This window comes from Micromonospora sp. WMMD882 (genome assembly GCF_027497255.1).
GTDB lineage: Bacteria > Actinomycetota > Actinomycetes > Mycobacteriales > Micromonosporaceae > Micromonospora.
On the sequence record NZ_CP114903.1, the window covers coordinates 3,227,462 to 3,240,014 of the forward strand.

At 73.1% G+C, this 12,553-nt stretch carries 7 protein-coding genes; all 7 read right to left on the reverse strand.

The window, feature by feature from the left end; translation table 11 throughout:
• Window positions 1-58: 58 nt before the first annotated feature.
• The 7 genes from O7606_RS13310 to O7606_RS13340 all read right to left on the reverse strand — a co-directional run bounded on the left by O7606_RS13310 (window position 59) and on the right by O7606_RS13340 (window position 12,545).
• Complete coding sequence (locus O7606_RS13310; protein WP_281594338.1) at window positions 59-2,545, reverse strand: hypothetical protein; 2,487 nt, start codon at window positions 2,543-2,545, stop codon at window positions 59-61.
• Window positions 2,542-4,017, reverse strand: a complete 1,476-nt coding sequence (locus O7606_RS13315) for an alkaline phosphatase family protein (RefSeq protein ID WP_281594339.1) — start codon at window positions 4,015-4,017, stop codon at window positions 2,542-2,544. Before O7606_RS13315 ends, O7606_RS13310 begins: the two co-directional genes overlap by 4 nt.
• Window positions 4,014-5,624 (reverse strand): glycosyltransferase family 39 protein, encoded by a 1,611-nt coding sequence (locus tag O7606_RS13320; RefSeq protein WP_281594340.1) that lies wholly within the window; start codon window positions 5,622-5,624, stop codon window positions 4,014-4,016. Before O7606_RS13320 ends, O7606_RS13315 begins: the two co-directional genes overlap by 4 nt.
• Entirely contained in the window at window positions 5,621-8,134 is a 2,514-nt protein-coding gene (locus tag O7606_RS13325) for a glycosyltransferase (protein ID WP_281594341.1), read from the reverse strand. The genes O7606_RS13320 and O7606_RS13325 overlap by 4 nt, the downstream gene beginning before the upstream one ends.
• A 384-nt stretch (window positions 8,135-8,518) precedes the next feature.
• On the reverse strand, window positions 8,519-10,039 hold the full coding sequence (locus O7606_RS13330) for a hypothetical protein (protein WP_281594342.1): 1,521 nt from the start codon (window positions 10,037-10,039) through the stop codon (window positions 8,519-8,521).
• 56 nt (window positions 10,040-10,095) lie between these two features.
• A complete protein-coding gene (locus O7606_RS13335; protein WP_281594343.1) occupies window positions 10,096-10,989 on the reverse strand; it encodes a sulfotransferase domain-containing protein in 894 nt (297 codons plus the stop codon).
• 98 nt (window positions 10,990-11,087) lie between these two features.
• Window positions 11,088-12,545: a polysaccharide biosynthesis C-terminal domain-containing protein gene (locus O7606_RS13340; protein ID WP_348651168.1), complete on the reverse strand. Its 1,458-nt coding sequence runs from the start codon at window positions 12,543-12,545 to the stop codon at window positions 11,088-11,090.
• Between the last annotated feature and the right edge of the window lie 8 nt (window positions 12,546-12,553).

Below are 12,553 nucleotides of genomic sequence, written 5' to 3' on the forward strand. Positions count from 1 at the left end.
CCCGGCCCCCGGGCGGCCCCGTCCCCGGGCGTCGACGGCGACGCCCGGGGACGGGGCCTCAGAGGTCCACTGGGTCCACCTGCGGGGCGGCGCCCCGCTGGGTCGGTGGGGTGACCGCGGACCGGGCCCGGCGGCGGCGGTACACCAGCCACAGCGGCAGCAGCGCCCCGACGGCGGCGGTGGCGACCAGCGCCGCCCAGGCGGGCAGCCCCCAGGGCCGCTCGTCGGAGGTGGCGTGACTGTCCATCAGCACGTCGTGGTCGACGCTGCGGCCGAGCAGATCGGCGAGGACGTCCAGGTACGTCTCGCCGTACTGCCTGCTCGGCTCGATGTGGGTGTTCTCGCTGAACTCGTTCCAACTGATCACGCCGAGCGCGTCCGGTGACGAGCCCCGGGCGGCGGCGAACGAGGCCCGCAACGTCTCGCCGTCGCGGCGGTCGACGTCCCGCCGGCCGCCGAGCATCCGGGCGTCGAAGCCGGGCGCGACCGGGGCGATCCACAGTCCGCCGGTACGTTTCACGGCCTCGGACATCGCGGCGAGTTTCCGGTCCGCCTTCTCCTTGAGCGGGTCGGCGGAGGACCAGTAGTACGCCTGACCGTCCAGCGCGACGCGGGTCGCCGCCACCGCGTCGACGTTCTTGGCGTTGCCGAGGACGAGCAGCCGGCGGCGGGCCTGCCCGACGGTGGCGTCGATCTGCTCGGCGGTGAACTTCTCGCTGCCCGTCCAGACCACCACCGGTTTGTCGAAGATGCCGAAGACCGGCTCGTCGGCGTACCGGTCGGCGAAGTGGTCGAGGTCGGCGCGGACCGTCTCGAACGGCAACGGCTCGCGGGCGAAGTCCAGCCCCTGGTAGACGATGCCGAGCTTGAAGTCCTCCTGCCGGCTGACCTCGACCAGCGTGGCGAGGCGGGCGTCGAGCTGCGGGGTGCGCTTCCAGGAGACCAGGAAGCCGTGGATGCCGGCGGCCTTGGCCATCCGCACGTGCCGCCGCATGATCTCCGTGTCGTCGCTGGAGTACCGCCCGACCAGCGGATAGTCGGTCTTGGCCCGGTTCCAGGAGGACGGGTTGAACCAGATGTAGTAGTAGGCCAGCACCGGCACCGCCGCCGCGCCGCCGACCGGCGCGCCCGCCCCCGACCCGGCGGCCGACGCCACGGCAGGGCCGTCGGCCGGCGCTGTGGCCGGGGTCGCTGCCGGCGGGGCGGCCGTTGCGGCCCGCGCGCCGGGGTCGGCGACCGGGATCGGGGACAGCAGACCCAGCAGGGCCGCGACCGCCACGACCGCGCCGTGCCGGCCCACCGGACTGCCCTGCCGCGACGTCTCGACCGCCGGCCCGCCGGGCAGCGGCCCGGTCGCGTCCCGGGCCGCCGGTACCGCCGGGACCGGAGCCTCGGACGGCTGCCCTGCCCGGACGGGAGCGTCGGCCGGAACGGGAGCCTCGGGCGCCTCGCCTGCCGGAACGGGAACGTCGGGTGTCCGGGCGGCCGGGGTGGGCGTCGGGCGCCGACGGGACCGGCCCGGGCGGCCGAGCCGGAGCGGGACGGCCCGGATCCGGACGGCGGGACGGAGCAGGGCACGGGCCAGGTGCGGACGGCCGACCAGGATCAGGCCGACCGCCACGGTCAGCAGCCCGAGCACCACCAGGGCCAGGTCGAGCGGGCTGATCACGCTGAGCATCACCTGCTGGTCCCGGCTGATGCTGACCGGCCGGGCGAAGGAGACCCCGCCCCCGAGCGGCTTCACCTCGTACGTGCCCCGGGGCAGGTCGGGAACGAGGACGCTGCCGTCGACGCCGAACCGCAGCCGCTCGACCCGACCGTCGGCCCGGGTCAGCGCCACGCCCTCGGCGGCCTGCCGACTGAAGAGCATGTCGGTGGCGGCGAAGGAGACCTTGAAGAACAGCAGTTGGATCACCCACGCCTGCGTCTCCCAGGGCACGAAGCGCTGCGCGCCCCGGTTCACCACCGACGTGCCGTCCACCACCACGCTGTCCACCACGTAGTAGAGCTGCTTCGAGGCGAGCCCACGTGGTCCCTGCTGGGTACGGCTCTCGGCCACCCAGCGGGGTCGGGTCAGCTCCGCCCCGCTCATCTGGTGGATCTCACCGGTGCTGCTGCGCAGCCGCAGCTCGGTGATCCGGTCGGCCGGCACCGGGACGCCGAACCGCTCGACGAAGCTCCACGACACCTGCCGTACGGTGCGCAGCCCGACCTCGACGACCCGTTTCACGCCGGCGTCCGGGCTGCCCCGGAAGCGGTCGAAGATCACCCGCCGGTCCGGGGCGACGGTCGTCTCCGGGATGTCGAGCCGGCTCTCCAGGCCGAGGAAGTTGCGCACCGGCACGGCGATGCGCCCGTGCCGGTCGGATCGGGCGGTGCTGCCGTCGACGGTGACCCGCACGCCGGCCAGGGGCGGCACGGTCTGCAGGCGCAGCACGCCGGGTCGGGTGGCCCGGGAACCGTCGGCGGCGGCGTTGCCCGGGGTCAGCGCCAGCAGGGTCACCGTCACCAGCAACGGCAGCAGGCGGCGGGTGGGTCCGGTCATCGTGACCTCCGTCCGTCCGGTCCACGACCACGACGCAGGGCCGCCGCCGTGACGAGCGCGCCGACCAGGGCCACCGCCATCGCGTACGAGGCGTAGACCGGCGCCGGCTCCGGTCGGGCGACCGGCGCCGGGTTGCGTTCGCCGTTGAGCAGGTGACCGGGTCGGGGTGGGGACTCGAAGTCGAACGCGCCGAGGAAGGTCTCCGCTTTCCGGTCCCGGTCGGCCAGCGGCGCGACTCCCCAGTTGACCTGGATGAACTTGAGCACGGAGGTGAAGTCGAGGGTGGTCGAGTCCACGTGCCCGCGCCGGGCGTACGGGCTGACCAGCACCGCCGGCACCCGGAAGCCGTACCCGTACCGGTCGACCTGCGGCGGGGTGACGTGGTCGTACCAGCCGCCCCAGTCGTCGTAGGACCAGAAGAACGCCGAGGAGTCCCACAGTGGGGAGCGCATGAGCTGGGTCAGCAGCGACCGGACCAGGGTCTGCCCGGCCCGGATGTTGCCCGGCGGGTGCTCGCTGTTGCCGGCCGGGGCGACGAAGGCCACCGCCGGCAGGTCGCCCTCGGCGGCGTCCTCGTAGTACTCGTCCAGGTCGACGATCTTGCCGAACAGCTTCGGGTCGTCGATGTAGCGGGCGTACGCCAGCAGCGGCACCCAGATCACCTGCGCGCCCCGGTCGATCTCCTCCTCGGCGGTCCGGGTCCGGTAGGTGATCGTCGGGTCGTAGTTCTGCACGTAGAACTTCCAACTGATCCCGGCGGCCTCCAGCCGGTCGAAGATCGTCGGGATGTCGCCCCAGCCGGTCGGCGGGATGAGCTCGGCGGGTCCGGCCGCGCCCGGCCCCCCGGTGACCCGGAACATGTGGTTGCGGATGCTGCCCGAGTTCGACGAGCTGAAGAACCGGTCGAAGATGGCGTACTCGTCGGCGACGTTCCAGTAGTAGGGCAGGTCCCGGTCGTCGTAGTAGGCCATCGCCATGGTGCCGTCCTTGCCCTGTTTGCTCACCCCCTCGACGAAGCCGTCCATCTTGCCGCCGTGGTACTGGGTGCGGAACGCCTCGGCCGAGTGGTCCAGGTCGATCGCGCCCCGGTCGCCGATGTGGAACGGCTCGACGCAGGGTTTCGACTCGCCCCGTTTCAGCGGCATGCAGACCCCGGCCGGGATGCCGTCGACGCCGGGGCGGGTGCCGAAGTAGTTGTCGAAGGTGTGGTTCTCCTGCATCAGGTAGACGAAATGCTTGATCGGGGTACTGGTGTCCGGCTTCCCGGCAGCGACCGCGCCCGGCCGGGCGGCAGCGGCCTCCGGCAGGGCGGCGGCCTCGGGCAGGGCGGCGGCCGGTCGGGCCGCGGCGGGAGCCGGGGCGGCGGTCAGCGGCACGGCGACGGCGAACAGCAGGGCCAGGCCCCCACCGAACGACCGCCGTACGCCGCTTCGGAGGCGCCGGACGCCGGGGACACGGAAGGAGTGGGTCATGGACGTACCTCGTAAATGATGATCACGGGGACCGGGGCCGCCCCGTCGGAGCCGTCGACGTACTCGGTGTGCACGACCCGGCCGTGGTAGCGGCGGACCAGGGTCAGCAGCCGCTCGGAGAAGTACTCCGAGCGACCGGCGGAGAACGAGTCCCAGACCACGTAGTGCACGTCGTTGGCGCGCAGCGACGCGTCCGGGTTGACCAGCGGCGTGTAGGACGGGTTGCGGTGCAGCGGGTTCGGACTCACCGACAGGCCGTAGCTCTGCCGGCTGCCGTAGTAGCGCACGATGTTCGCCATGGACGGGCCGACGGTCAGCACGACCGAGCCCTCCGGGGTGTGCGCGGCCAGCCAGCGGCCGGCCTCCCGCCCGCCGGGCACCCCGCCGGAGCCGGCCAGGAACGTCGTCCGGCCGGCGTGGTTCACCGCGTTCCAGGCGGGGACCAGGAGGCTGACCGCGACCACCGCGACCAGGGCCAGCCGCAGCGCCGACGCCCGCCGGGCCAGCGCGGGCAGCCGGCCGGGCGCCGGCAGCGTCACCAGGCCACGGGCGGCCAGCACCACCAGCGGCACGGCGACCGGCAGCAGGTACTGGAAGCCCTTGACCGGCCAGAGCTGGAAGAACACCACCGGCACGGCGATCCAGGACAGCAGCAGGGTCTCCCGCCAGGACCGCCGCCGATGGGCCCACCACAGGCCGCCGAGCGCCACCGCCACCACCAGCAGGCCGGCCGCGGTGGGGACGTTCTCCAGGTAGAAGCCCATCGGGTGGTTCGGTCGGCGGAACAACTGCCACACCAGGTAGTTGCGGCCGGTGCTGCTGCGCCCGGCGAGCGCCTGCGAGACGGGGTGGACCGCGAAGACCGCCACCACCACCGGCAGCGTGGCCAGGGTGAGCCGCACCGGCCGGCGCACCATCGGGGTGAGCGCGAGGAACGCGTAGACGCTGCCCGCGAGGACGACGCTGGTCTCCTTGGTCAGCATGGTCAGGCCGAGCATGCCGCCGGTCGCCAGGTACCAGCCGAGCCGCTGACCCTGCACGAACCGCGCCAGGCAGTACAGGGTCAGCGTCGCGAAGAACACCATCGGCCCGTCCAGCAGGACCTGCCGGGTCACCAGCACGTGGTACGGCATGACGGCCAGCAGCAGCGCGGCGACCAGCCCGACCCGCCGGTCGTACAGGCGGGCGCCCAGCGGGTAGACCGCGAGCACCGTGGCGACGCCGAACGCCACCACCACGACCCGACCGGCCAGGTCCACCTCACCGGTCCGGAAGAACGGCGACAGCAGGGCCTGGAAGAGCATCGGGTGCGCCCGGAACACCGGGAACAGCTCCGCGTAGCGGGGGTTGCCGGCCAGCGAGGCGGCCTGACCGGCGTACACCGCCTCGTCGCTGTTGAAGCCGAGGGCGTCGAGCTGCCAGGCCCGGACCACGGTCGCCAGCGCGGCGATCGCGGCCAGCACGCCCAGCGCCGTCCACCGGCGGCGGGCCGCGTCCGGTCGGGTCGCCGCGTCGGCCGGTACGGCGTCGACGTCGGACGGCGGCAGCGGCCGGGTCGCGCCCCGCTGCTCCGGGGGCGTGGCCGAGGGGGCTCCGGTGACGCTCACCCGGCGCCCCCGGCGGCCCGGACGGGCAGCGGCGCGCCGTCCACACCGGTCAGCGGGCTGCCGTCGGCGTGGGTCAGCGGGGTGTCCCAGCGCGGCCACACCGGGGACGGCAGGGTGACCCGGTCGGCCGCCTCGCCCCGTTCGGCGCGCAGCAGCCGGGGGATGTCGTCGGCCCAGCCGAAGCGGTCCGACGAGATCACCCGGGAGCGCACGGTGGACAGGAACGACGACAGGATCTCCCGTTCCCGGGCGCGCAACTGGTGGTAGCCCTGCCCGTCGATGGTGATCGAGGGGGCGAGGTACCGGAACGGCGGGAACCCGTACGCGTCGTCGGTGTTGTCGATCATCCGCTGGACGGTCTCGGCGTGGTCGAGGTCGCCGATGCCCGGCGCGCCGCGCTCGATGACGAACAGCTCCTCGACCCGGGTGCTGGTGCCCATCCGGCACGGCACCAGCCGGTCCACGCTGTACTTCGGCGGCGGCACGAGCAACTGGGTGACCGCGTTGATCCCCATGATCGGCAGGTTGAACCGGGCCAGCGTCAACGCCAGCGACCGGCCGCCCTTGGAGTGCAGCCGGCTCTGGAGCTGGAGCCGACGCCACTCCTGCGGGGTGAGGTCCTGGGCCTGCACCGCCCGCAGGGTGTGCGCGCTGATGGTCAGCGGCTTGGGGAAGCAGAACGCCATGCCGTCCGGCCGGACGATGGTCATGTCGTCGGAGAGGAACAGCCCGCCGTGGTCGCGCAGCAGCCGCAGCACGGTGGCGGTCTTGCCGGTGTCGGTGAGCGCCGACAGCATCACCCCGACGCCGTCGAGGGTGACGCAGGCCGAGTGCAGCAGCATGTGGCCCCGGGACACCATCACGAACCGCAGCAGCGCCTCGACGATGTTGGTGTAGACCACGTGCGGGGATCGGGCCAGCAGCGGGCCGACCTGGATGTCGACGGTCTGCCCGAGCTGGATCCGGAAGTTCGCCCCGAGCCGGCCCAACTGCTCCTCGTACCGCAGCACCGACTGGCTGGCGTACTGGGTCAACGCGGCACGGCGCTGCGGGCCGCGTCCACCGACGTCGGCGACCCGGACGGCGATGTCGACGTCCGCCCCGGCCACCCACTGCGCCCGGAAGAACTCCAGCTCGGGCAGGCGGATCTGGGAGCCGATGGTGACCACCCCGGCGATGTCGTACCGGTACTTGAGGTACTGGTAGCGGCGGCGTGACGGGGCGGCCACCGCCTCGGTGCCGGCGACGCTGACCAGTAGCCGCACCGGGTCCCGCCGGACCCGGTCGGCCTGGGTGTAGATGACCCGGTCGTTGATCAGGAAACGGAGCAGGAAGAGCGCGACCAGGGTGACCGCGTTGGCGGCCAGCACGCCGACGCCCGCCCAGACCAGCGCCTGGAGCACCGGCAGGCGCAACAGCAGCAGCGCGTTGTTGAGCAGGAAGAACCGGCTGGCCCGGGCGGCCAGGCCGGTCTGCCGCTGGCGGCGGTAGATGAGGTTGTCCACCAGCAGGAAGTTCCAGGTGGTGGAGAGCTGGGTGGCCAGCGCCGCGCCGAGCAGGTGGTGCAGTTGGGCGGGCTCGTAGAAGAACCAGAGCGCCGCGGTGTTCACCGCCATGCCGGAGAGGCCCACCAGGCCGAAGGCGACCAGTCGGGCCAGCTCGTGCAGCCGTTCCCGGGCGGTACGGGGCCGGGCGCGGATCTGGCCGACCAGCCGCTGGCCGCGCAGCCGGCACAGGTGCCGGAGGAAGGTCACCCCCTCCCGCAGCGACGCCTTGGAACGACCGGCGTGCCGGGCCGCCATCTCGTACGCGACCTCGGCGACCCGGGCCCCCGGGTGGCGGACCAGCAGCTCCAGCAGCACCTTGAAGCCGACCGGGTTCATCCGGTCCAGCCGGACGGCGCAGCGACGGAAGGCGAACAGCCCGCTCATCGGGTCGCTGACCGTGGCCAGCCGGCCCGGGAACATGCCCTTGACCAGCCTGGTGGCCCAGGAGGAGGTGGCTTCGCGGAGCGCGCCGTCCAGCCCGTCGGAGGAGCCGTTGCCGGCGTACCGGGTGCCGACGACCACGTCCACGTCGTGCCGCATGGCGACCGCGGCGAGCATCGCGGCGGTCTCCGGCGGATGCTGGAGGTCGGCGTCCATCACCAGGATCCAGTCGCCGCGGGCGTGTTCGGCGCCGAGCAGCACCGCGCCGCTGAGGCCGCCGGCGCGGGCGTGCGCCGGCCGGTGCAGCAGACGCACCGGCAGCGGGGCGTCGACGGCGGCCCGGGACAGCGCGGCGGGAGTGTCGTCGTCACTGTCGTCGACCACCAGGATCTCCGCGCCGAGCGGGACGACGAGCGGGGCGAGCCGGGCGATCAGCAGCGGAATGTTCTCCGCCTCGTTGCGGGTGGGCAGGACGACGCTCAGCCGTGGTGGCTGGGCGTCGTCGGGCTTCCCCAGGTTCTGCGGGCCGGCCGTCGTCGGTGACGGGTGTCTCGTGGACGGTCCGAGTACGGCTCTGGTCATGCACACCCCTCAGGTCGGGACCGAACGCTTCCCGAGCCTCCTTCGCGTTGCCACCAGCGGGCAGGAAGCGAGGAACTCTCCATTGCGGGGAATCCCGTCACCCTCGACGAACACACGTCGACGCCGCCAGTTAAATGGCTCGGGTAGCGGAAGCGTATGGAGGGTTAACCGCACCCGTCCATTACGAAAACGGTCGAGAACGCGACAGCCCTGAGGGCGCTTTCCGTCGCGGCACGTTCACGTTCCTGTGGTGAGTTTTACCAGCTCAAGCGCTACGAAGATCAGCAACACGCGGGGCATGAAACAATTCCGCCACCAATGTCGCACAGCACGGTCGGTGGAATTTCCATATCCGAATGGTATTCTGTTTCCCTCATCCGCCGTTCAGTGCGACGCGTCGCCACCGGAGGCCACGCAGAACGGTCCGGGCACAGCCGGGAAACGGCCGGACGTGGCCGCCTGGTCGAGAATCGGCTCACGGATTCCGTACGACGGATCCTTGCGTTCCCCCTGCTCCGGACGTACATTGCCGCGCCGGCCGCCGCCGGCCGGGGACCCGGCGGCCGGCGCGGGCAGCACGCCCGGCGGTGGAAGCGCCCGCAGGTCGGCGACGAAGTCGGAGTGCCCGGCGCCGCCCCAGTCGCAGAGCGTCCCGGCCGGGGCGGCGGCGCGGCACCCGAAGGAGGACTCGATCGCGGTGCCCTCACCCCACTCGTTCCAGGTGGTCACCAGTTGCCAGGACGCGCCCGAGGCGTTCATGCGGGCCAGCCCGGAGCGCCACCGGTCCCGGTTCCGGGAGAGGAAGGGCGCCCGCCCGTACGGCAGGCCGGCCTTCCAGAAGCCGGGTGAGACGGTGTACGACCCGGAGCCCGGCGCGGTGGCGAAGTCGGCCTCGGCGTGGGCCGGGCCGTACTGGTGCCAGCCGTCGACGCGGGCGGTCCCCGCGCAGCTCCAGTAGCGGGGAAAGACCTTGAGGACCACGTGGACGGTCTCCCCGTGCTCGGCGGCGAGGCGGTCCCGGGCGGCGTTCCACCGGTCCACCGTGGCGCAACCCGCGGCGGTGGTCAGGTCGGTCGCGTTGTAGACGAAGACCAGCATCGCGCCGCCGGGCAGCACGGCGAGCGGCGAACGCGGCCCGCCGAAGCTGGCGCGCAGGTAGTGCAGGTCGTCGACGATGCGGGCGACGCTCGGGTTACCGGTGCCCTCCGGCTCGTAGTAGGGGGCCCAGGCGAAGCCGGTGGCCCGCGCGCCGGCCATCAGCGCCGGCCACCGCCGGTCGGTGGTGGTGCCCCGGCCGAACCAGGCGGCGATACCGAGGGTGATCCAGCCCTCGCGCATCTCGGCCACCTGTCGACGTACGGTCGCCTCGTCCACCGTGTAGCGGCCCCGGGTCGGCCGGTAGTTGGTGAACGGGTCGAGCCCCTGCTGCCGCCACGCCTCCGGGAACCACGGATAGTAGAAGGCGGCCCGGATCGCCGACGGCGTCCGCACGACCAGGGTCACCGTCACCCGACGGGTCACCGCCGCGCCGACGCCCTCGACGACCAGCCGGAAGGTGCCCGCCCGGGTCGAGACGGAGGTGTGCACGGTCAGTCGCGTCCGCTCGCCCGAGGAGACGGCGTCCGGGGTGAAGACGGCGTCCGTCCCGTAGGGCAGGTTGACGAGCCGGAACGCGACCGACTGCGAGGATCCCGAGGTCACCGTGCTGACGACGGCGAACCGGGCCGGTTGCCCGGCGGTCACCGTCGCCGAGCCGGGGTGGGCGACGAGCGAGAAGTCGTCCCCCCGGCGCTGAACGGTCGACGCGGACGGCCCGGGGGTGACCGCCCGCGACGGCGACGGCAGGACCACGGGCAGCGCCATGGTCAACAGGACGGTGAGCAGGACGACCAGACGACGGAGCATTGCCCAAATTTATAGGCTTATGTCCGTTTAGTCGAGCTTGCTCCTTTTCGAGTTGCTCACGGGCGCGACCAGTCGAAGCCCATCCCCAGCCGCTGCGCCAACGCCTCGTTGTACGGCGCGAAGTAGCTGGTCAACTCGGCCCGGACCGCCTCGTCCATGGCGCTGCTGCGCCGGTCGTTGAACACCTCGTACCGCGCCAACTGGTGCGGCGGCAGACCGACGAACTCCAGCACCCGGGCATACGTGGCGGCGGGCTCCCGGTAGAGCGTCTCGCTCGGCAGGACGAGCAGTTGCTCCCGGTCGAAACGCGCCAACCACGGCTCCAGATGCTCCAGGTAACGCCCCCGGGCCCGGTACGTGTACCAGTCGTACGCCTCGCTGACGTACGTCGGGTCGGCGACCAGCCGCTCCCGCTCCCCGGCCGTACGTTCCTCCTCGCGGGCCAGCGCCTCGGCGAACTCCAGCGGCTCCTTCCCCTCGGTCCGCCGCTCCTTCCAGTGCGAGTACGCCCGTTCCACCGGGTCGCGGAGCAGGAAGATCAGCCGCACGTCGGGGAGCAGGTCGGCGACCCGCTGCGGGGCGAGCGGGTGGAACATGTAGAGCGGCGCGGCCTCCCCCACCCGGGTCGGGCCGCCGTGACGCCGCTCCAACGCCCGCCGCTGCCGCTGGGTCGGGAAGTGCGAGCGGTACCACGTCTCGCCCCGGCTGAAGGTGTCCTCGAAGTAGTGCGAGGTCTTGGTGTTCCACGCCGGAAAGAGCCGGGGCACCAACGGGTGCTCCAGCAGGTACCGCCAGAGCGAGGTGGTGCCGCCCCGCTTGGTGCCGGCGATCAGGAAGTCCGGCAGCGGACGCTGCTCGCTGGTCCACTCGCCGTACCGCACCAGCGAGCCACGGACCCGCGTCCGTACGCCGGTCGGCAGCACGCTCTTGGCCCGGTCCCGGATCGTCATGTGCCTGTCTCCCTCGTCGTCACGCCGGTCTCCCGGCCGCAGCCCCGCAGCCGGTCCCGGCTCTGGTGTTCGTCACGCCGGTTTCGGCACTGTCGTCGTCACGCCGGTTTCGGGCGCAGGGTGGCCAGGGCGGACCGGACCAGCCGCCGGACCCGGCGGTCCAGCAGCAGGAGCAGGCCGCCGGCCAGCAGCAGGCCCAGGGTCAGCGCCAGCCCGGCCACGCCACGCCCGGCCACCGCCGCGCCGAGGGTGGCGAGCACCGCCGTGCTCCCGCCGGCCAGCGCCCCCGCCCCGAGCAGCCCCCGGGTGAGCAACGGCTCGCCCACCACGGCCCGGGCGGCCCGGGCCGCCAGCAGGTTCTCGGCGACGATGCCGATCGTCCAGGCGACCGCCGCGCCCAGCACACCGTGCCGGGGCACCAGGACGACGGCCAGCCCCACGTTCAGCGCCAACCCGGTGACGGCGGCCAGCAGGTGCCGTCCGCTGTTGCCGCTCATCAACAGCAGCGTCTGCACGATGCCGACCCCGGAGTTCACCAGCATCGCGCCGCACAGCACCGCCATCGCCGTCGCGCCCGCGCCGAACTCGGGCCCGAACAGGCTCAGGAAACCCGGGGCGAAGAAGCCGAGCAGCAGGTAACCGGGCCAGGACAAAATGATGATCATGATGGTGGTCCGGCGGTAGACCAGCACGGCGTCCCCGATGCGTCGCTCCCCGAGCAGCCGGGAGAGCTGCGGCGCGACCGCCACCCGCAGGCCCTGCATCACCAGCAGGCCGGCCAGCACGTACCGGCCGACCGCGCCGACCACACCGGCCGCCGCCTGCCCGGCCAGCGCCGAGGTGAGCAGCACGCTCAGCCACATGCTGCTCGCGTCGATGGTGGCCGACGCCGCGCGGGGCAACGCGAAACCCCAGAAGGTACGCCAGTCCTCCGGCCCCGGCCGCAGGCGCGCGCCCGCCGTCAACCCGAGCGGGCGGACCAGCATCGCCAGACAGACCAGCACGGCCAGAGCGACCGGCAGCAGCCAGCCACCGAACGCCGCCACCACCCCGGCGCCCGTGGCCACCGCCGCCAGCACGAACAGCGGACGGGCCAGCGGCACCAGCCCGTACTGGACGGCGACCACGCCGGTCACCGGGCGGACCGCCCGGACCGCGGCGAGCAGCACGGTCATCGCCACGGTCAGCGGCAGGGTGGCGAAGGCCAACCGCAGCAACGCCGGACCGTCCCCGCCCGGCCGGTCGAACAGCACCGGCGCGAGCGGCCCGGCGAGCGCCACCCCCACCACGCCGACCAGCCCGGCGCAGAGCACAGCGGGGCCCAGCGCCACCGGCAGCAGGCGCGCCGCGTCACCCTGCGCGCCGGCCCGCCGCCGGGGCAGCGCCCAGACCAACGCGGTGTCCGAGCCCAGGCAGCAGAGCACCGCCACGATCGTGACCACGCCGATCGCGGTGAAGATCGCGCCCGAGCCGGTCGGGCCGAAGCCCCGGACGATCACCACGGTGAGGACGAAACCGAGCACCCCGTTGACCGCCGCGCCGGCGAGACCGACCATGCCGCTGC